This is a genomic window from Paraburkholderia lacunae, assembly GCF_003353175.1.
In the GTDB taxonomy this organism is placed as follows: domain Bacteria; phylum Pseudomonadota; class Gammaproteobacteria; order Burkholderiales; family Burkholderiaceae; genus Paraburkholderia; species Paraburkholderia lacunae.
In genome coordinates this window covers 158,376-179,253 of the sequence record NZ_QHKS01000015.1, presented here as the reverse complement: position 1 = coordinate 179,253, position 20,878 = coordinate 158,376, and the positions used below count along the sequence as shown (strand labels likewise).

General features: G+C 63.6%; 17 protein-coding genes. 7 read left to right on the top strand and 10 right to left on the bottom strand.

Going from position 1 to position 20,878, the window contains the following annotated elements; translation table 11 throughout:
* Positions 1–171: 171 nt before the first annotated feature.
* From hemC to DLM46_RS23230, 3 genes are read left to right on the top strand one after another with little or no spacing between them, the layout of a single operon-like run.
* Positions 172–1,161, top strand: a complete 990-nt coding sequence (hemC, locus tag DLM46_RS23240) for a hydroxymethylbilane synthase (RefSeq protein ID WP_115104266.1) — start codon at positions 172–174, stop codon at positions 1,159–1,161.
* Positions 1,161–3,182, top strand: a complete 2,022-nt coding sequence (hemDX, locus tag DLM46_RS23235) for a fused uroporphyrinogen-III synthase HemD/membrane protein HemX (protein ID WP_115104263.1) — start codon at positions 1,161–1,163, stop codon at positions 3,180–3,182. Before hemC ends, hemDX begins: the two co-directional genes overlap by 1 nt.
* A gap of 2 nt (positions 3,183–3,184) precedes the next feature.
* Positions 3,185–4,375, top strand: coding sequence for a heme biosynthesis protein HemY (locus DLM46_RS23230; protein WP_115104261.1), 1,191 nt, complete (start codon positions 3,185–3,187; stop codon positions 4,373–4,375).
* Positions 4,376–4,542: 167 nt separating this feature from the next.
* Here the strand turns inward: DLM46_RS23230 and DLM46_RS23225 are convergent, their stop codons facing one another.
* The 3 genes from DLM46_RS23225 to DLM46_RS23215 all read right to left on the bottom strand — a co-directional run bounded on the left by DLM46_RS23225 (position 4,543) and on the right by DLM46_RS23215 (position 8,464).
* Entirely contained in the window at positions 4,543–5,862 is a 1,320-nt protein-coding gene (locus DLM46_RS23225) for an MFS transporter (RefSeq protein ID WP_115104259.1), read from the bottom strand.
* 334 nt (positions 5,863–6,196) lie between these two features.
* Positions 6,197–6,955, bottom strand: a complete 759-nt coding sequence (locus DLM46_RS23220; RefSeq protein WP_115104257.1) for an SDR family oxidoreductase — start codon at positions 6,953–6,955, stop codon at positions 6,197–6,199.
* Between the two features lie 69 nt (positions 6,956–7,024).
* Entirely contained in the window at positions 7,025–8,464 is a 1,440-nt protein-coding gene (locus tag DLM46_RS23215) for an aldehyde dehydrogenase family protein (protein ID WP_115104255.1), read from the bottom strand.
* Between the two features lie 262 nt (positions 8,465–8,726).
* Here DLM46_RS23215 and ppa point away from each other — a divergent pair, with 262 nt between their 5' ends.
* On the top strand, positions 8,727–9,254 hold the full coding sequence (ppa, locus tag DLM46_RS23210; RefSeq protein ID WP_115104252.1) for an inorganic diphosphatase: 528 nt from the start codon (positions 8,727–8,729) through the stop codon (positions 9,252–9,254).
* A 312-nt stretch (positions 9,255–9,566) separates the two neighbouring features.
* Positions 9,567–11,660, top strand: coding sequence for an FUSC family protein (locus DLM46_RS23205; RefSeq protein WP_115104300.1), 2,094 nt, complete (start codon positions 9,567–9,569; stop codon positions 11,658–11,660).
* A 137-nt stretch (positions 11,661–11,797) separates the two neighbouring features.
* On the opposite strand, the gene DLM46_RS23200 is transcribed toward DLM46_RS23205, so the two are convergent.
* Complete coding sequence (locus DLM46_RS23200) at positions 11,798–12,115, bottom strand: GIY-YIG nuclease family protein (protein ID WP_115104250.1); 318 nt, start codon at positions 12,113–12,115, stop codon at positions 11,798–11,800.
* Between the two features lie 9 nt (positions 12,116–12,124).
* Positions 12,125–13,294, bottom strand: a complete 1,170-nt coding sequence (locus DLM46_RS23195; protein WP_115104248.1) for a GNAT family N-acetyltransferase — start codon at positions 13,292–13,294, stop codon at positions 12,125–12,127.
* A gap of 132 nt (positions 13,295–13,426) precedes the next feature.
* Between DLM46_RS23195 and DLM46_RS23190 the strand changes: the two genes are divergently transcribed.
* Together DLM46_RS23190 and glnK are read left to right on the top strand one after the other, a co-directional pair.
* A complete protein-coding gene (locus DLM46_RS23190; protein ID WP_115104245.1) occupies positions 13,427–15,115 on the top strand; it encodes an NAD+ synthase in 1,689 nt (562 codons plus the stop codon).
* Positions 15,116–15,263: 148 nt separating this feature from the next.
* Positions 15,264–15,602: a P-II family nitrogen regulator gene (gene glnK, locus DLM46_RS23185; RefSeq protein ID WP_006048444.1), complete on the top strand. Its 339-nt coding sequence runs from the start codon at positions 15,264–15,266 to the stop codon at positions 15,600–15,602.
* A gap of 261 nt (positions 15,603–15,863) precedes the next feature.
* Here glnK and DLM46_RS23180 read toward each other — a convergent pair whose 3' ends face one another.
* The 5 genes from DLM46_RS23180 to DLM46_RS23155 form a co-directional block, all read right to left on the bottom strand.
* Entirely contained in the window at positions 15,864–16,988 is a 1,125-nt protein-coding gene (locus tag DLM46_RS23180; protein WP_115104299.1) for a porin, read from the bottom strand.
* A 592-nt stretch (positions 16,989–17,580) separates the two neighbouring features.
* Positions 17,581–18,360, bottom strand: coding sequence for an ABC transporter ATP-binding protein (locus tag DLM46_RS23170; protein ID WP_115104241.1), 780 nt, complete (start codon positions 18,358–18,360; stop codon positions 17,581–17,583).
* 41 nt (positions 18,361–18,401) lie between these two features.
* Positions 18,402–19,115, bottom strand: a complete 714-nt coding sequence (locus DLM46_RS23165; protein WP_115104239.1) for an ABC transporter permease — start codon at positions 19,113–19,115, stop codon at positions 18,402–18,404.
* Positions 19,112–19,801, bottom strand: coding sequence for an ABC transporter permease (locus tag DLM46_RS23160; protein ID WP_115104237.1), 690 nt, complete (start codon positions 19,799–19,801; stop codon positions 19,112–19,114). Before DLM46_RS23160 ends, DLM46_RS23165 begins: the two co-directional genes overlap by 4 nt.
* A 294-nt stretch (positions 19,802–20,095) precedes the next feature.
* Positions 20,096–20,872 (bottom strand): ABC transporter substrate-binding protein, encoded by a 777-nt coding sequence (locus DLM46_RS23155; RefSeq protein ID WP_115104235.1) that lies wholly within the window; start codon positions 20,870–20,872, stop codon positions 20,096–20,098.
* Positions 20,873–20,878 lie beyond the last annotated feature (6 nt).

The window sequence follows — 20,878 nt, the reverse complement described above, 5'->3', positions numbered from 1 at the left end:
TGCGCGAACGACCGTGCGTGAACAGGCGAAGGATGTGGCAGGTGCGCGCCGCGCGAAAGCCCGTCTCCTCCATCGATACCGCGCCAGCACGGCGCTCCGGCGTGCCTGAAGACACAAGGGCGCGTGCTAACATTGATTGTTATTACATCCCGTCATTCGATCAGCAAGCTAATGAACACCGAGACGTTATCCGCGCCACCCCACACGCTTGTGATTGCGTCGCGAGAAAGCCGCCTGGCCATGTGGCAGGCGGAGCATGTGCGATGTGCGCTGCACAAATTATATCCATCTTGCGACGTAAAAATCCTCGGGATGACCACACGCGGCGATCAAATTCTCGATCGCACGTTGTCGAAGGTCGGCGGCAAGGGCCTCTTCGTCAAGGAGCTGGAGAGCGCGCTGGCCGACGGCCGCGCCGATCTGGCCGTGCATTCGCTCAAAGACGTGCCGATGGAATTGCCCGCCGGCTTCGCGCTGTCCACCATCATGGAGCGCGAAGACCCGCGCGATGCGCTGGTGTCCAACGAATACGATTCGCTAGCCGCGCTGCCGGCCGGCGCCGTGGTCGGCACCTCCAGCCTGCGCCGCGAAGCGATGCTGCGCATGCGCTATCCGCATCTGGAAGTGCGGCCGTTGCGCGGCAATCTGGATACGCGGCTGTCGAAACTCGATCGCGGCGACTACGCGGCGATCATTCTGGCTGCTGCCGGTCTGAAGCGGTTGGGTCTGGCCGAACGCATCCGCGCGTTGCTCGATCCCGAAGATAGCCTGCCCGCAGCCGGTCAGGGCGCGCTCGGCATCGAGATTCGCGCCGACCGCGCCGACCTCGCGGCATGGCTCGCGCCGCTACATCACGAAGCCACGGCCGCCGCCGTCGAAGCGGAGCGGATGGTGTCGCGCGCGCTCGGCGGCAGTTGCGAAGTGCCGCTCGCGGCTTATGCGAGCTGGCACGACGGCGCGCTGCATCTGCGCGGCATCGTCGCGACGCCCGATGGCCGGCGCGTGTTGAGCGCGCAGGCGTCGGCGCCCGCGCCGGGCATCGAAGGCGCGGTCGCGCTCGGCCAGCAAGTGGCGAACGCGCTCGAACAGCAGGGCGCCATGGAAATCGTCCGCGCGCTCAGCACGGCGAGCGGCCCCGCCGGCGCGGTGACCGGCGAGTGATGGCGGCCGCTATTCCAGGCAACGCATCGTCTTCCGTCGGCGAGGCGGCATTCACGGCCGTGATTACGCGACCGGCCGGTCAGTCGAGCGAACTGACTGCGCTGCTCGTGGCGGCCGGCATCGTCACGCTGGAGTTCCCGCTGATCGAGATCGCGCCTGTGGCGGACGACGCGCCGTTGCGCGCCGCGCTGGCCTCGCTCGAACGCTATGCGCTGGTGGTGTTCGTGTCGCCGAACGCGATCGACCACGCGTTTGCTCGCAGCAACGCGATCTGGCCGCATGCGCTGCCGATCGGCGTAGTCGGCCCCGGCAGCGTGCAGGCGCTCGCGCGCCACGGCGTCGCGGCGCCCGCGCACCAGGTCGTCAGCCCGCCTGCCGTGGCCGACGACGACACGGCGCGCTTCGATTCCGAAGGCCTCTTTGCCGCCATCGACACCGCGCTCGGCGCGGCGACGCCCGCAGGCAAACGCGTACTGATCGTGCGCGGCGACGGCGGCCGCGAGTGGCTGGCCGACCGTCTGCGCGAAGCGGGCGCCGAAGTCGAGACGGTGGCGGCCTATCGGCGTCTCGTGCCGGAACCGTCGATCGCCGCGTGGGCGCGCGTGCACGCGCTGCTGGCAGGCGCACCGCATGCGTGGCTCCTCACCAGTTCCGAAGGCGTGCGCAATCTGCACGAACTCGCGCAAGACCATCTCACCGCCGACGAGATCGCGCAGCTGAAACAAGCCACGCTCGTCACGCCGCATCCCCGCATTGCGCAGACCGCGCGGGCATTGGGTTTTGATAGCATTACGGTGTCCGGCGCGGGCGATGAGCGAATTGTCCGTGCCTTGCTTGCCGCCGTGCCTCCCGTTGTTCAACCGGTACCGTCCAATCCGGCTCAACCACCGGCTAAATCACGCATGACTGAAACGAACGCATCCACGAACGCCTCACCCCAGCCGGCCGCGACCACTGCGTTGCCGCCGAATCAACCCTTCACGCCCTACGAAGCGCAGCAAAAGCGCCGCAGCGCGAGCGGACCGCTGCTGTGGTTTGTCGTGGTGATCATCGCCTGTGCGGCTGGCGTGGGCGGCTATGCGCTCAATCGCAAGGTGGAGCGCGCCGAGCAGCAGCTCGCGCAACGCCAGCAAGCCAACGACGCGCAGACCAATGAACTGCGCGTCAAGACCGATCAGGCGCTTGCCACGGTTCATCAGTCGGACTCGCAGGTCGCGCAGCTCGAAGGCAAGCTTGCGGATGCGCAAAGCGCGCAGCAGGCATTGCAGCAGCAATACGCCGATCTCGCGCGCAATCGCGATGACTGGACGCTGGCTGAAGTCGGCCAGATGCTCTCGGCGGCGAGCCAGCAGTTGCAGCTCACCGGCAACACGCAACTCGCGCTGTTCGCGCTGCAAAGCGCGGACACCCGCCTCGCCGCTTCGGACGGCGCGCAGGTGGTGGCCGTGCGCAAGGCTATCGCGCAAGACATCGACAAGCTGAAGGCGGCGCCTTCCACCGATCTCACGGGTCTGGCCATCAAGCTCGACAACGCGATCGACCAGGTCGACAGCTTGCCGCTTTCCGGCGAAGCACCGATCGCCCATGCCACGCCCAAGGCGGCCACCTGGGCCGACACGGCGAAGGTGGCCGCGGCTACCGGCGAGCCGCGCTGGAAAGTGTGGTGGCGCGAAGTCACGAGCGGCATCGGCCAGCAACTGACCAGCCTCGTGCAGGTGCGCCGCATCGACAACGCCGACGCCATGCTCGTCGCACCGGATCAAGGCTACTTCGTACGCGAGAATCTGAAGATGCGCTTGCTGTCGGCGCGGCTTGCGCTGCTCTCGCGCAACCAGACCACGCTGAAGTCCGACCTGCACGCGGCGGACGCCGCGCTCGGCCGCTACTTCGACAACACGTCGAAGAAGACGCAGACCGTGATCGATCTGGTCAGGCAGGTGGACGCGGGCTCGGTGGCAGTCGAGGTGCCGAATCTGAATACGAGCCTGCAGGCCGTCAGCCAATACCGGAGCCGAGGTTAATCATGGCGATCCGGGGACTTCTATGGCTTGCGTTGCTGTTCGCCGTCGCCGTGGTGCTGGCGGTGGTCGGGCGTTTCGACACGGGGCAGGTGCTGCTGGTCTATCCGCCGTACCGCGTCGACATCTCGCTGAATCTGTTCGTGGTCGGCCTGGTGGTGCTGTTCATCCTGCTGTATGCGCTCCTGCGCATCGTGCGCAATATCTGGCGCATGCCGCAGCGTGTGGCCGCGTATCGTGCGCGCTCGCGGGTCGCGAAGGCGCACGCCGCGTTGCGTGACGCGATCGGCAATCTGTACGCCGGCCGTTTTTCGCGCGCTGAAAAAGCCGCGAAGGACGCGCTCACCATGGGCGACAACCGGGGCGCAGCCGGTTTGATCGCGGCCACCGCGGCACACCGCATGCATGAATACGCGCGGCGCGACGAATGGCTCGCGCAGATCGACGAAGCCGACTGGCAGGACGCGCGCCTGATGGCTACCGCCGACATGCGCGCCGACGGCCGCGACGCGGACGGCGCGCTCACCGCGCTGACCGAAATGCAGTCGCAGGGTGCGCGGCGGATTCACGCGCAGCAGATCATGTTGCGCGCGCAACAGCAATTGAAGAACTGGGGCGAAGTGCTCAAGCTCGTCAAGACGCTGGAAAAGCGCGAGGCGATTCATCCGGCGGTCGCGGTGCGTTTGCGTCAGCTGGCGGCGGAAAACCTGTTGCGTGATCGGCGTCACAATGCCGATGCGCTGCTCGAGCTGTGGCATTCGCTATCGGCCACCGAACGTCATTCGCCGCGTCTCGCAGATCTCGCTGCCGAACTGCTGGTCTCGCTGAATCGTCCGCAGGAAGCGCGCAAGATCGTCGAAGAAGCGCTGGCGCAGAACTGGGACGCGCGTTTGCTGCGTCGTTATCCGGACACCGCCGCCGGCGACGCCTTGCCGCTTATCCAGAAGGCCGAAGGGTGGCAGCAGGAGCGTCCGGAAGATGCGGATCTGCTGTTCGCGCTGGGCCGCTTGTGTCTGCATCAGCAGCTGTGGGGCAAGGCGCAGTCGTTCCTCGAACACGCGCTGAAACTGGCCGACAACGAGACCTTGAAGATTCGCTCGCATCGCGCGCTGGCGCGTTTGCATGAGCAGCTCGGCGATGCGGATAAGGCGAGCCAGCATTATCGCGAGAGTGCGCTGGCGATGAATGTGGTTTGAGGGTTGTGCGTTGCCGCGTGCTCGAATCGGCGCGGAAGTAGAAGGAAATAAAAGAGCCCCCGGCGCCGAGCGATGCCGGGGGCTTTTTCGTTGGGGCGTGAAGCGTTACGCCTGACATGCGACGCAGGACGTTTGACGGCGCTACCTGCTCTACGTCGTCAATCGGCTTACTTGCTAACCATCTTCGCCGGCACGCTGATCGCCAGCAACCCGCCGAGAATCATGAACGCCGCCAGCATGTACATGCCGGAATCGTTCGCGGCGGTCGCCTGCTTGAGCCAGCCGACCGCATACGGACTCAGGAAGCCCGCGAGGTTGCCGATCGAGTTGATCATCGCGATGCCGGCTGCGGCACCGGTGCCGGCGAGGATCGCCGTCGGCAGACTCCAGAACAGCGGCAGGGTGGTCAGGATGCCCATCGTCGCGAGCGTGAGCGAGGCCATGGCGAGCACCGTGTTGTGTGCCCACACCACCGACAGGATCAGCCCGATCGCGCCGGCGAACGCCGGCAGCGCGATATGCCAGCGGCGCTCGCGCGTACGGTCCGCGCTGCGCGATACGAACACCATGGCGACCACCGCCGCCGCGAATGGAATCGCGGACAACAGGCCGATCATGAAGGCATCGGTGACGCCGGTCGTCTTGATGATGGTCGGCAGCCAGAAGCTCACGCCATAGAGGCCCATCACGAACGAGAAGTACGTGAGGCTCAGCATCAGCACGCGAGCGCTCGTCAGCACCTGGCGGATCGGCATGTCGTGCTTGGTGGCTTCTTCGGCCGCGACGTGGCGTTCGAGCAGTTGCTTTTCCTCATCGCTCAGCCACTTTGCCTTCGAGATGCGGTCGTCCAGCAGCAGGAACACCATGATGCCGACGATCACCGACGGCAGCCCTTCGAGCAGAAACAGCCATTGCCAGCCGTGCCAGCCGTTCGCGCCGTTGAAGCTCTTCAGGATATAGCCGGATACCGGCCCGCCGATCACGCCGGACAACGCGATCGCCGTCATGAACAAGGTGGTCATGCGGCCGCGCCGGTGCGCCGGATACCAGTACGTGAGGTACAGGATGATGCCGGGGAAGAATCCCGCCTCTGCCAGACCGAGCAGGAAGCGCATCACGTAGAACATCGTCGGCGTGGTGATGAACATGGTCAGCATCGAGATCACGCCCCACGACACCATGATCCGCGCGATCCACACGCGCGCGCCCACCTTGTGCAGGATCACGTTGCTGGGAATCTCGAAGATGAAATAGCCGAGGAAGAAAATCCCCGCGCCGAAGCCGTACACCGCATCGCTGAGATTCAGATCGGCGCTCATTTGCAGCTTCGCGAAGCCGACGTTGACGCGGTCGAGATACGCGACCACGTAGCAGAGCATCAGAAACGGCGCGAGCCGCCAGGTGACCTTGCGGTAGGTCGCCTCCTCGAACGTGGAAGGCGGCGCTCCCGCGCCGGGGTGGTGGAGCGGATTTGCGGGACTAGCCATTGTGTCTCCTCTTTTCTTGTGGGAATGAAGTACCGCCGTCAATCGATTCTATCTGCGCGGGGTTGTCTGCACGGTGAATCGACACTGGGGGAAAACACTGACTTCGAAGCAGGCGGCGAGGCGGGCCGCATCCCGGACCAGCGAACGGATACCTGCCGGCGCCGCATCCTGCAGGCCCGTGTGCCGGGGTGCGCATCGAGCCATGCATCGGGCCGTACATCGAGCCATGCATCGAGCCAGCCATCGAGTCGTACATCGAGTCGTACATCGAGCCGTACATCGGGCCGTACATCGGGCCGCGCCCAGCGGCCCATATGCGCGGCCGCCATGCCGGTTAAACGCAGCGTCCGCCGTCGACTTCGAGGCACACGCCGGTGACGAACTCCGCCTCGTCCGAGGCCAGGTAGAGGGCGGCGTTGGCGATGTCCTGCGGCGTGGAAAAGCGCCCGAGCGGAATCCCGGCGAGAAAGCGCTTGCGATTCTCAGGCGTATCTTCGACGCCCATGAATTCCGACAAGAGCGCCGTTTCGCCCATCACCGGATTCACGCAGTTCACGCGAATGCGGTCGGGACCCAGTTCGACGGCGAGCGACTTGCTCGCGATGATCACCGCGCCCTTGCTGCCGTTGTACCAGACGAGGCCCGGCCGCGGCCGCACGCCCGCCGTCGACGCGATATTGATGAAGGTGCCGCCGCCCTGCTCGCGAAAATACGGCACGAATTCCTGCACGCTCCAGTAGATGCTTTTGACGTTCACCGCGTACACGCGGTCGAACTCGGCTTCGGTGACGTCCAGCACCGGCTTGTTGCGATGTGTGGTGCCGGCATTGTTGACGACGATCTGCACGCTGCCGAAGTCTTCGAGTGCGGCTTCGCGCAGTTGCTGCCAGTCTGCGCGTTGCGCGACGTTGCCCGCCACCGCGATCGCCTTGCCGCCGGCCAGCGCGATTTCGCTCGCCACGCGCTCGGCCGCCGCGCCGTTCAGATCGTTGACCACCACATTCGCGCCTTCGCGCGCGTAGGTCTTCGCGATGCCTTCGCCGAAACCCGAGCCGCCGCCCGTGACGATGGCTGTTTTACCTGTCAATCGCATGATGTCTCCGTTGTTGGTTGTGAATGGTGATGCGTGACGCGAAGTGTCCGACGGCGACCTAAGCCCGACCTAACCATGCCGGATCGCGATGGTCTTCAGCACCGTGAAGCCGTACAGCGCTTCAAAACCCTTCTCGCGGCCGTGGCCCGAATGCTTGACGCCGCCAAACGGCAATTCGACGCCGCCGCCCGCGCCGTAATTGTTGATGAACACCTGGCCCGAGCGCAGGCGCCGCGCAAGGCGCATTTGCCGCGCGCCGTCGCGCGTCCAGATGCCCGCGACGAGGCCGTACTGTGTACCGTTGGCGAGCGCGAGCGCTTCATCCTCGTCGGCGAAGGACATGGCGGCGAGCACCGGGCCAAACACTTCGTCGCGCGCGAGGCGATGCGTGGGGGGTACGTCGCGCAGCAGCGTGGGCGCCTGATAGAAACCGCTTTTCGGCGCTTGTGGAATCACTTCGCCGTGTGCCGCCATCGGGATGCCGTCGTGTTGCGCGTCGGAGAGGAAATCCCACACGCGTTGTTGCTGTTTCGCGTTGATCAGCGGTCCGCAGTCGAGATCGGCATGCGACGGACCGACGCGTAACGCGTGGAACGCGCTGCTCAACCGCTCGAGTAACGGCTCGTAGATAGTCCTGTCGATCAGCACGCGGCTGCCTGCCGAGCAGGTTTGCCCGGCGTTTTGCACGATTGCCGAGATCAGTACGGGGAGCGCCGCATCGAGATCGGCGTCCGCGAACACGAGTTGCGGTGACTTGCCGCCCAGTTCCAGCGTGACCGGCACGTGATTCTCGGCGGCCATCTGCGTGACGAGCTTGCCGGTTTCCGGCGATCCGGTGAACGAGATGTGATCGATACCCGCATGGCGCGCGAGCGCCGCGCCGGCTTCATAGCCGTAGCCGGTGACGATATTCAGCGCGCCCGGCGGCAAACCCGCCTCAGCGGCCAGTTCGGCGACGCGCAAGACCGACAGGCACGCATCCTCGGCCGGTTTGACGACGCACGCGTTGCCGGCGGCGAGCGCCGCGCCGACGCTGCGGCCGAAAATCTGCATCGGGTAATTCCACGGCACGATATGGCCGGTCACGCCGTGCGGCTCGCGGATCGTCAGCACCGTGTAGCCGGCCTGGTAAGGCAGCGTTTCGCCGTGCAGTTTGTCGGCGGCGCCGGCATAGAACTCGAAGTAGCGGGCGAGGGCGGCGGAATCGGCGCGCGCCTGTTTGAGCGGCTTGCCGGTGTCGCGGGCTTCGAGTTGCGCCAGTTCTTCCTGGCGGGCGGCGACCAGCATCGACAGCCGGTACAGCACGCGGCCGCGTTCGGCGGCGCTCGCTTCACCCCACGCGCCCTCGAAGGCGCGGCGGGCAGCGTGGACGGCGGCGTCGATATCCGCCGCGGTGCCGCGCGCAAGCTGGGTGAACGGCTGGCCGTCCGAGGGATCGAGCACGGCGATCGTCTCGCCGCCCGATGCGGCAGCCCATTCGCCGCCGATGAAGTGTCTGGCTTCTTCCATGCATGCTCCGGTGAGGCGCGAACCCGAGGCACAAACCCGAGGTTCAGATACCTGATGTTCACAAACGAGAGGCACAATCGAGAGACGCCTGACGATTATCGCGCCGATCCGGCCAAGGGTGGCATCGGCCGATTGGCTATAATGGCGCATTCCGCACTGTCCGGCCGCTGCGCGTTGTTCGACAGGTTGCACGTCTGTTGAACCTACACGCGGCCTACGCCGCACGCCGTGTTTCGAATTCCATCCTGATCAGAGAGCGCTCATGAGCTTCAATCACGTCCCCGCAGGCAAAGACCTTCCGCAAGATTTCAACGTCATCATCGAAATCCCGGCGCAGAGCGATCCGGTGAAGTACGAAGCCGACAAGGATCTGGGCCTGCTCGTCGTCGACCGTTTCATCGGCACCGGCATGCGCTATCCGGCCAACTACGGTTTCATTCCGCAAACGCTGTCGGGCGACGGCGACCCGGTCGACGTGCTGGTGATCACGCCGTTCCCGCTGCTGGCAGGCTCCGTGGTGCGCGCACGCGCGCTCGGCATGCTGCAAATGACCGACGAATCGGGCGTGGACGCGAAGCTGATCGCCGTCCCGCATGACAAGATCTGCCCGATGACGGCCGACCTGAAGTCGATCGACGATGTGCCGGCGTATCTGAAAGACCAGATCAAGCACTTCTTCGAGCAATACAAAGCGCTCGAAAAGGGCAAGTGGGTGAAGGTCGAGGGCTGGGCGGGCGTCGAAGCCGCCCACAAGGAAATCAGCGAAGGCGTGGCGAACTACACGAAGTAAGCTGCGTTACCCCCCCGGTTGGAAAAAACCGCGCGAGCCTGCAAGGGCCGCGCGGTTTTTTTATGGGCCGGCTTTTCGTGAGCCTCATGCAGCGTTCGATGTGCATGACCGGATGCCGTTTGAATTCCCGCATGGCCCGGGCGTCCGGCCTGTCAGTCTTATAGACGAAGTGCATCGGCTGAATGAACCGAAGGCATTTTTTTGTTTAGGTGTAAACCCTTATCATTCGCCGCCTGTCGCGCGTTTCCTGTCGTCGGTGTATGAATGCGCCGACGCGGCGCCGACGCGCGTTTTTGGGAGCCCACCGTCCGGATGCTGAATCGCAAGTCCAATCCATCGTCGCAACGCTGGTCGAGCCGGCTCTACGCGATCGTCAACGCTATTTACCGCAAACGGCCGGTATGGATGGTGTCGTTTTCGACGAGCGAGGCGAGTCTGTCGGAAGGGCTGAGAGCCGCGTGTGCGTCCACGGCCATGCTGGCGGTGGGTAACCTGCTGCACGATCCGACCTTCGCATGGGCGGCGATCGGCGCCTTCTGGACGTGTCTGGCCGACGCCGCCGGCTCCAACCGGGCCCGCTTCGCTTCGATGATGGGCTTCGCGCTTCTGTCGACGCTGGGCGGCGGCGTGACCGCGTTCGCCTCCGGTGTCGGGACTTCGCTCGCGGCGCTCGCCATGCTGGTCTTCACGACGCTCGGCGCCTTCGGAAGAATATGGGGCGCGGCCACGTCGCAGGTGACGATTCTGGCCGCGACCGCATGCGTGGTCATGGTCGACCGGCCGATGCGCGACCTTCGGGAGGGCATGGCGTTTCTGGGCGTCTACTTCGCCGGATGTCTGTTTGCCGTCGTTCTGAGCCTGACCGTCTGGCGTATTCATCCGTTTGGCGCGAGCCGGTCTTCGCTGCGTGCCGTGTATCTGCGTCTGGCCGACATCGCCTTCGACAACGCGCGCCTGCTCAAGCAGCGCGCGGCGCCCGGGCAGTGGGCCACGCATGCCGCGAAATTTCGCGCCGATGCGCGAGCCGCGCTGGAGCGCTCGCGCCGGGTATTGGCGAAGGTGCCGGTATCGAGAACCGGTGGCCGGGAAACCTATGACAATCTCCTTGCCTTGCTGACCGAAAGTGAATCGCTGTTTGTCTATCTGATTGCTGTCTCCGGCGCCTGCGAAAAGGCGCCGAACGACCTGCGGCGCTCGAGCCGGGCAGCTCGGCTGCTGGCCGGAATCGGCGACGTGCTGCGAAGCATTGGTCTCGCCGCCAACGATGGGCAATGGGGGCGCATGGCCAGCCTGCAACCGCGCTTGCAACGCCTCGCCCGGCGGCTCGAATCCGAGCTGATGGAACCCGTGAAGCTGAAGTCCGGTTTCGAACTGGTCGATTTCGCGCCGGCGTATGCGCAGACCGAGGAGTGGTTGGACAGCGCCGCCAGAGTGGCGGCGCAGACATGGTCGACGTTCAAGGCGAACCTGTCGAGTCAGTCTGTCGGTCTGCGCCACGCCGCCCGCGTGGGTGTCGCGACGACGGCGGGATTTCTCGTCATACGGGTGCTAGGGCTGCCCTTCGGCTACTGGGCGACGATGGCGACGCTGCTGATCCTGCAGCCCTCCATTGCCGCGACGTGGCCGCGGAGTATCGAGCGTGCGGCCGGAAGCATCGTCGGTGGCGTACTGGCGGCCGGCATTGGCTATGCGATTCATTCGCCGCTCGGTATTTCATTCGCCGTCTTTCCGCTGGTGGTGGCGACGATGGCGCTGCGTCCCGTCAGCTACAGCCTCTTCGTTCTGTTCCTGACGCCTACCTTCGTGCTGGTGGCCGACTTTGCGACGCCTGGCGCCAACGAATTTTCTTTCGCGCTCACGCGGCTCGGCAATAACGTGCTCGGTTGCGTACTGGCGCTGCTCGCGACGTTCTATCTCTGGCCAACCCGGGAAAAGGTGAATCATCGGACCTTTCTCGCGACAGCGGTGCGGGCCAACCTCGAGTATCTCAGGGCCGCCCTGGAGTACCCCGGGCGCAGCGCAAAGGACATGCAACGGTTGCGCAGAGCCGCCGGATTGAGCAGCAATAACGCCGAGGAGGCCATTAGCCGGATTCGCCTCGAAAAACTGGAAGACTCGATGGCCGACACCGTCACCCTGACGGTGCTGAGCCTGCTGCGAAAGATGGCGGGCACCGCGGCACAACTGCGGCTGAGTGCGAACCGGCGCGGCATGCACGATGAACTCGGCGCCTGGATCGAGGCGGCGAGCACCGACATCGAGGCCGCGTTGAACCGAACGCTACGGCCGATCCGGCGCGACCTTCCCGCGCGAGACGGGCTGTCGTCACTGGAGGCCGATGTGGTCGGAGAGATTTCCCTCATGCATCGGCTGCTGACCGAGCGGATGCGCGAGGCGAGAGCTTAGGCGCAGTGAAGGCGCATGCATCAAGCCACGCAGAGCAGAGCAGAGCAGAGCAGAGCAGAGCAGAGCAGAGCAGAGCAGAGCAGAGCAGAGCAGAGCAGAGCAGAGCAGAGGTCGTGGTCGCAGTGCGCGCTGCTTCGTTAGGCAGCGCCAGCTTCGTCCTCCGCCGCCGCTTCTGCGGGCGCGGGCAAGGGCAGTACCGAATCCAGGGTCCGCAACCCCGCGGCCAGCGCCCGCTTCTCAGCCGGCGACAGACGCTTGACCCAATACTCGGCGCGCGATGCGCTCGAGCGGTCCGCCAGCTCGAACGACACCAACACCTGCACCGGCTTGCGCGAACGCGTATAACGCGCGCCTGCGCCGCTCACATGTTTGTCGAAGCGCGCCTGCACGTCGGTGGCAATGCCGGTATAGACGCTGCCGTCCGAGCACTCGAGCAGATACAGAAACCACGGCATGAATGTGCTTCAGCTCCTGAACGGATTGTGTTCGCGCAGCTCGTCCACATACGCGTGGATGCTGTTCTTCTCGTTGTCGAGAAAGTGGCCGACCGCATCGGCGAAGGCCGGATGCGCGAGCCAATGCGCCGAGCGCGTCACGGTAGGCAGAAAACCGCGCGCCATCTTGTGCTCGCCCTGCGCGCCGCCTTCGAACGCGCCGAGCTTCTCTTCGATGCAGAATTCGAGCGGCTGGTAATACGCGGTTTCGAAGTGCAGGCAGGGCACATGTTCGAGCGCGCCCCAGTAGCGGCCGTACAGCGTGCCGCCGGTTTGCGCGTCGCGCTGATAGACCACGAGCGAGCTGGCAATCGGCTTGCCTTCGTATTCGGCCATCACCAGCATCAGGTTCTCCGGCATCGACGCGCCGATCATGCGGAAAAAATCGAGGTTCAGATACGGACTCGAAAAGTGTTCGCGGTAGGTTTGCCGGTAGCACTTGCTGAAGAAACGCCAGTCCGCGTCCTGAATGTCTTCGCCGCGGATCCGGCGCATCGTCACGCCCGCCTCGCGTACCTTTCGGCGCTCGGCGCGAATGTTCTTGCGCTTTTTCTGTTCGAGCGTCGACAGGAAATCGTCGAAGTCGCGATAGCCGTCGTTCAGCCAGTGAAATTGCACGCCTTCGCGCTGCATCATGCCGAGATCGGTCAGCGCGTTTGCTTCCGTTTCGGTCGGAAACAGCACGTGCAGCGACGACACGTCGGCCTGTTCGGCGAACGCCATCAGCGTCGCGGCCAGATGCCGCAACGCGTGCGTATCCGCCGCCAGCAGCCGGTTGCCCTGCACCGGCGTGAACGGCACCGCGCACAGCAGCTTCGGGTAATACGGCAAGCCATTGCGCTTGTACGCATCGGCCCAGGCCCAATCGAACACGTACTCGCCGTACGAGTGCCCCTTGAGATAGACGGGCGCGGCCGCCGCGAGCCTGCCTGAGCGCGGATCGGTCAGCGTGACGAATTGCGGCGCCCAGCCGGTGTCGGCGACCGCGCATCGGGTCGCGCAGAGCGCGCTCAAAAACTCGTGCCGCAGAAACGGTGTGGGCTGCGGCTGCTGCGCAAGCAGGGCATTCCATTCAGCGGCGTCCACCTCGGAGGGCGACGCCAGAATGCCCGTGCGATAATCAAAGCGTTCCTGGTTCAATCTGTGTGACTGTTTCCAATGAGCGACGCGCGGCTTTGAGCGGTGCGTCGTTCGTTTATCCGATTTGTCCGTTCCGTCGAGCTATCCAGCCGCGGTACTCGCAAGCCGCGTGGCTTGCCTGTCGATCCTGCCATGAAGACCCGAATCGCTCTTGCTCAAATCAATGTCACCGTCGGCGATTTCGCCGGCAATGTCGCGAAGATTGTCGCTGCTGCGCGCGCCGCGCACAACGATGGTGCGAAGCTGCTGATCGCACCGGAACTCGCGCTCTCCGGCTATCCGCCCGAAGACCTGTTGCTGCGTCCCGCGTTCTACACGGCGAGCGCAGCGGCGCTCGCCGATCTCGCCGCGCAACTCAAGCCGTTCGCCGGCCTGCATGTGATCGTCGGCCACCCGCTGCGCGACGCGGCGCACGGCCATGGTAATGCAAACGCGCCGATCGAGCGCGGCGTGCCGCCGGTCGACACGTTCAACGCGGCGTCGCTGATCGTCGACGGGGAAGTGGCCGGCACGTATCGCAAGCAGGATCTGCCGAACACCGAGGTGTTCGACGAGAAGCGCTACTTCGCATCCGACCCGAAGCCGTTCGTGTTCGAACTGGAAGGCGTGAAGTACGGCGTGGTGATCTGCGAAGACGTGTGGCATGCGTCGGCTGCGCAAATGGCGAAGTCGGCGGGCGCGCGAGTGCTGCTGATCCCGAACGGCTCGCCGTATCACCTGAACAAGGAAGCGGTGCGGGTCGACATTCTGCGCGCGCGAATCCGCGAAACCGGGCTTCCGATGGTCTATGTGAACATGGTCGGCGCGCAGGACGAACTGGTGTTCGACGGCGGCTCGTTCGTGCTCGACAGCAAAGGCGAACTGGTCGCGAAGATGGCGCAGTTCGAGGAAGGCCACGCGATCGTCGAGTTCGACGGCGCGCGGCCGGTTCCGTCTGCGATCGCGCCGGAGCTCCCGCTCGAAGCGCAGGTGTACGCGGCGCTCGTGATGGGCGTGCGCGACTACATCAACAAGAACGGCTTCCCGGGCGCGCTGATCGGCCTGTCGGGCGGCGTGGATTCTGCGCTGGTGCTGGCCGTGGCGTGCGACGCGCTCGGCGCCGACCGGGTGCGCGCGGTGATGATGCCGTCGCGCTACACCGCGGACATCTCCACGACCGACGCTGCCGACATGGCCCGCCGCGTCGGCGTGCGTTACGACGAGATCGCGATCGCGCCGATGTTCGACGCGTTCCGCAGTTCTCTTGCCGCGGAGTTCGCCGGCCGCGCCGAAGACGCCACGGAAGAAAACATCCAGGCCCGCATCCGCGGCACCTTGCTGATGGCGCTGTCGAACAAGTTCGGCTCGATCGTGCTGACCACCGGCAACAAGAGCGAAATGGCGGTCGGCTATTGCACGCTGTACGGCGACATGGCCGGCGGCTTCGCGGTTATCAAGGACATTGCCAAGACGCTGGTCTACAAGCTGTGCCATTACCGCAACCAGACCACCACGTTCGGCAAGCAGAACGTGATCCCCGAGCGGATTCTGACGCGCGCGCCGTCGGCCGAGCTGCGCGAGAATCAGACCGATCAGGACAGCTTGCCGCCGTACGAAGTACTCGACGCGATCATGCGCATGTACATGGAAGAGGATCGCTCGCTCGCCGAAATCATCGCGGCGGGCTATGCGGTCGAAGACGTGAAACGCGTCACGCGCCTCATCAAGATCAACGAGTACAAGCGCCGCCAGGCGCCGATCGGCATTCGCGTCACGCACCGCGCGTTCGGCCGCGACTGGCGTTATCCGATCACGTCGCGCTATACCGAACCGGTCGAGTGAGCAGGGCCGCGCGTTAGAACGAACGCTTATGGACATCCATAAGCGTGTCCAAAAGCGCGCGCCGGATTGCCGCAACGCATCCGGCGCGGCGTAGAATAAAAATCATCCATTTCCCTTCCACTCTTCCAATCACGAGACGAGGTTCGCCATGAAGCGCATCACTGCAGTCATCAAACCGTTCAAACTCGACGAAGTGCGCGAGGCGCTCGCGGAAGTCGGCCTCACCGGGCTGACCGTTACCGAAGTCAAAGGCTTCGGCCGGCAAAAAGGCCACACCGAGCTCTATCGTGGTGCAGAGTATGTGGTCGACTTTCTGCCGAAGGTGAAGATCGAAGTGGTGGTCGCCGATAATCAGTGCGATCAGGTGATCGACGCGATCATCGGCGCAGCGCGCACCGGCAAGATCGGCGACGGCAAGATTTTCGTCGCGGACGTCGAGCGCGTGATCCGTATCCGCACGGGCGAGGAAAACGAAGCGGCGGTTTGAGCGGCGCGGCCTGCAGCATTAAAACGCCGGTATAAAGCGCCGCCGGCATTGCAACGGGTGCAGCGCACGTATCGCACGCACCGCCACGGTGCGCGGAGGCCGTAAAACACAGTGGTAAAACCGCGCGCAGAAATAAAAAACGGTGCGATACCCTTTCGGACATCGCACCGATACGCGCCTCTCGCAGCAGCGTGAAAAAGATTCTCTCGAAAATCTTGCGACTACGCCCCGAAGGAAATCCCCTTGGGGCACACCGTTCGCTTAGAACGAGTGTTGAATACCTGCGTACACGCCGGTCTGGCTCTTGCCGGGCAGCGGGTTCTCGTTGTACGAGACCGTGCCGTCCGAATTGGTGATGTTGCCGCCATTACCTGCGTTGTTCGCGTCCAGACCGAAGTTAGCCGTCTTGCTGTTGCGCACGGTGGCCACCTGGATGTCCAGCAGCGTGCGCTTGGACAGGTTGTACGAACCGCCGATCGTGTAGATCGTTGCGTTACCCGCGCCCTTGTTCGCATTCACGTGATAGACCGCTGCGATCAGCGCGGCAGCCGGCGTGGCTTGCCACGTCACACCACCCCATTCGTGATCGAGCGAGGTCGGCGCCTGGCCCGCTGCGCTAGCTGCTGCCGACGTGCGGATCGCCTGGTACACGCCCTGGATCTTGAACTGACCGAGGAACACGTTGACACCCGCCGTGTATTCACGCGAGAAGTTGAACGGGTCGGTGAACTGGCCGTTGTTTTTGTTGCGGATTTCGTCGTACAGACCGCGCACCTGGAACAGCGACGAGGTGTACGTGAGTTGCAGACCGGCTTCGCGGCCTTGCGACGTTGTGCCGTTACCGTTCCAGCTCGTTGCGTTCGACAGTGCGTACTGACCGTACACGTCAAAGCCGTAGAACTTCGGCGACTGGTAGGCAATGTTGTTGCTCGATTGCGGCCAGTTGCGGCCACGCACCAGCGATGCCGACGACCAGTTCGATTGACCAAACGGGTCGAAGTCCCACACGCCGTTCGAGATGAAGAGCATGCGGCCCATCGTCAGCGTACCGTACGCGTCGTTCGACATACCGACCGTTGCCCAGCGATTGAAGAGACCGCCGCCGCCAGGACCTTGACCGTTCATGGTGTTGAACGAGCCTTCCAACTGGAACAGGACCTTGTTGCCGCCACCGATGTCTTCGACACCCTTCATGCCCCACAGGCTCGTGCCCCAGTCACCGCTTTCAGCGCGGAAGCGCGACGTGGAACCCGTGTAATTAGCGTTCGGAAGGCCACTGATGTATTCCAGGCCAGCGTCAAGGCGGCCGTACAGCGTTACGCTGCTTTGGGCGTGCGCAACTACACCAGCTGTCATCAGCGCCGCGGCGAGCAAAGCTTTCTTCATCTTCTCCTCCATACCCTGTCAAAAAGTGAAACCCAGTACTGCGAATGGTGTTCGGACGCTTGCAGCGCCGAACAGAAATCGGTACCAGGGAGATTAGCGGGTGGATCGGGTCTCCTGCCGTGACGAGTAGCCTTGGCGGCTATGCTGAGCGTCATGCCGATCCCTCGCCGACCGGTTCTCCTCTGTGTTTTGAAGTGAAACTACTTTTAATGAACTTTGTTTTGCTACTTTGGTTACTAATTTATCAAAAATACCCTTGTCTGGGAGAAGAAATTAGTACCTGTCTCGGCAGGTGTCTCCAAATTGCAATACGAATGTGCGCGGGGAACTGCCGCCACGTCCGAAAAACGGCCGGAAACCCTTATACGACAAGGGAATCACGGTTCGGAGCGAGCAGCGTTAAGGATTGCCACTATTGACGCTTCAAATGCAGCGGAGTAAGGCGGGCGCGGCGGGAATCCGGGCGTGCCGGCAGCCATTTTCGCGGCGCAAAAGGCCGGAATGCACAGGTGAGCGAAACAAAAAAGGCGCTTGTAAGCGCCTTGTAATTCTACTTCGACTACAGCCCAGATAGCGGGCCGTACAAGCGCCTCTATTTGAGGCTGCCGGAAAGAAACTGTTTGAGCCGCTCGCTCTTCGTGTTCCTGAAGACTTCGTCGGGATGGCCTTCTTCCTCGACGCGGCCCTGATGCAGGAACATCACGTGATTCGACACGTTGCGCGCGAACGCCATCTCGTGGGTGACGACGATCATCGTCCGGCCTTCTTCGGCGAGCGTCTGCATCACCTTGAGCACTTCGCCGACCAGTTCGGGGTCGAGTGCGGAAGTGGGCTCGTCGAACAGCATCACGTCCGGATGCATGGCCAAGGCCCGCGCAATCGCCACGCGCTGCTGCTGGCCGCCCGAAAGATGCGACGGATACTGTTTCTCCAGGCGCGGAGCCAGGCCCACTTTCTCCAGATACTGGCGCGCGCGCTCTTCGGCTTCCTTGCGCTTCAGACCCAGCACATTGATCGGCGCCTCGATGATGTTCTCGAGCACGTTCATATGCGCCCACAGGTTGAAGTGCTGGAACACCATCGACAACTTGGTACGCACGCGCTGCAACTGCTTCGGATCGGACACGCGCAGCGCACCGGCCTTGCCGATCTGCGTGCGGACTTCTTCGCCGTCGACGAAGATGCGCCCCGAGTTCGGCTGCTCGAGGAAGTTGATGCAGCGAAGCATCGTGCTCTTGCCTGAACCGGACGAGCCGATCACGCTGATCACGTCGCCGGCGTTGGCCTTCAGCGATACGCCCTTGAGGACTTCGTTGTCGCCGTACTGTTTGTGAAGTTCGTCGACGAAGAGCTTTTGCTTCTTGGTGTTCATCAGGATCCTTGGCGGGCTTGCTTGGGGCGCGGTGCCCTGGGTTACTTGCCTTGCGGCCGCAGGTAAGCGAGCCAGCGGCGCTCGGCGCGGCGGAACAGCCACACGAGCGCGAAAGAAATCAACAGATAGAGCAGGGCGGCGAGGCCGAACGCATTGAACGACTGGTACGTGGCCGAGTTCACGTCGCGGGCGATCTTGAGGATGTCCGGTACGGTCGCGGTGAACGCGACGGTGGTGGCGTGCAGCATCAGGATCACTTCGTTGCTGTAGTACGGCAGCGCGCGGCGCAATGCCGACGGCAGAATCACACGGCGATACAGCGTGAACGACGACATGCCGTACGCACGAGCCGCTTCGATTTCACCGTATGGCGTCGCCTTGATCGCGCCGGCGAAAATTTCGGTGGTGTACGCGCAGGTGTTCAGCGTGAACGCGAGCAGCGTGCAATGCATGCCGTCGCGGAAGAACGCATTGGTCAGATCGTGATTGCGGATGATCTCGAGGCTATACAAGCCGGTGTAGCAGAGCAGCAGTTGCACGTAGAGCGGCGTGCCGCGGAATATATATGTGTACAGCCACACCAGACTGGCAAGCCACTTCTTCTTCGAGACTCGCGCGACTGCGAGCGGAATCGACAGGCAGAAACCGAGCCCGATCGACACAACCAGCAGCCATAGTGTGATCGCGACGCCGGTGAGCCGGTAGCCGTCGGTATAAAGATAGTTGCGCCAATATTCCTGGATGATCTCGATCATAGATCCGCCTTTCGCACGCCGGTCGAGTAACGCTTTTCGAGGTACATCAGCACGAAGTTGGACACTGTGGTGATGACGAGATAGATCGCCCCCGCGAACAGGGTGAAGAAGAAGAAGCGCAGCGTGCCTTTGCCGGCATCCTGCGAGGCCTTGACGACGTCGGCGAGACCGATGATCGACACCAGCGCAGTGGCCTTCACCATCACCTGCCAGTTATTGCCGATGCCCGGCAGCGCGAAGCGCATCATCTGCGGGAACATGACCCGCGAGAACACCTGCCAGCCGGTCATGCCGTAGGCCGCGCCAGCTTCGAGCTGGCCGCGCGGCACCGCGAGAAACGCGCCGCGGAAGGTCTCGGTGAAGTACGCGCCGTAGATGAAGCCGAGCACCGCGACGCCGGCCACGAACGGGTCGATGTCGATCTGGTCCCAGCCGAGCATGTCGGTGAGGTTGTTCAGCCAGATCTGGATGCTGTAGAAGAGCAGCAGCATCAGCACCAGATCGGGCACGCCGCGAATCAGCGTCGTGTAGACGGTGCCGACACCATTGGAAAAGCGGCTCTTCGACAGTTTCGCCGCCGCGCCGAGCAGGCCCAGCACGAAAGCGAACGCCAATGACAACACCGCCAGTTTGACGGTTTGCCAGGTGCCGTTGAGAAGCAGCGGGCCGTAGCCTTGAAGGAACATATGGGGTCCTTGACGATGCGTTTGCGACGCACCGCGAAAGACGCGGCCAGCTATGCGCCGCGTTGTGCCGCGAGCCTGAGCCCGCTGTTACCTGCGGCGCACAGCGCACCGCTGTGCAAATCATGACTGCACGGCCGTTGCCGGCTTTGCAGCGCGCGTTTCAACTCCCGGTTCGACTCCCCTTCGAGTCTTGCCGACTGTATTACGAAGCCGGGGGAAAGCCCATGCGGGCGAGCCCCGAGTTTCGTGGGTACTGCGTGTTGCGTATTGCGGATCGACTGCTCGGTGACTGGGTCAACGTCCCGGATAGATGTCGAAGTCGAAGTACTGCTTCGCGAGCTTCCTGAACGTTCCGTCCTGGTGAACCTGTGCCAACGCCTGATTGAACATCGCTTTCAGCTCGGCGTCGTCCTTGCGCAGGCCGATTGCCGTGCCTTCACCGATCGTCTTCGAGTCCTTCACTTCCAGGCCGGCCCAGGCGAAGCCTTTGCCGCGCGGGGTCTTCAGAAAGCCGGCGTCGGCTTGCACTTCGTCTTGCAGGGCGGCGTCGAGACGCCCCGATGCGAGGTCGGCGTACACCTGATCCTGATTCTGGTAGGGCACTACGGTCACGCCCTTGGGCTCCCAGTAGGCCTTTGCGTAGGCTTCCTGGGTCGACCCCTGCTCGACGCCGACGTGTTTGCCCTTCAGCGATTCAGCCATCGGCAGGAGCGGCGAGCCGGCCTTGGCGATCATCCGGGCCGGCGCGTCGAACAGCTTGTCGGAGAAGTCGATCTGCTCGCGGCGCTTGTCCGTGATGGTCAGCGACGACACGATCGCGTCGTATTTCCTGGCCTTCAACGCCGGGATGATGCCGTCGAGGTCCTGCTCGACCCACACGCACTTGACGTTCATTTTCGCGCACAGCGCGCGGGTCAGATCCACGTCGAAACCGACGACTTGTCCGCTGGCCGCCTTCGATTCGAACGGCGGGTAGCTGGCGTCCACCCCGATGCGCACGGTTTTCCATTCTTTCGCCATGGCGCCCGTGGTCATGACGGCGAGCGCCACGCACAGTGCGAACTTCTTCATGTTTCT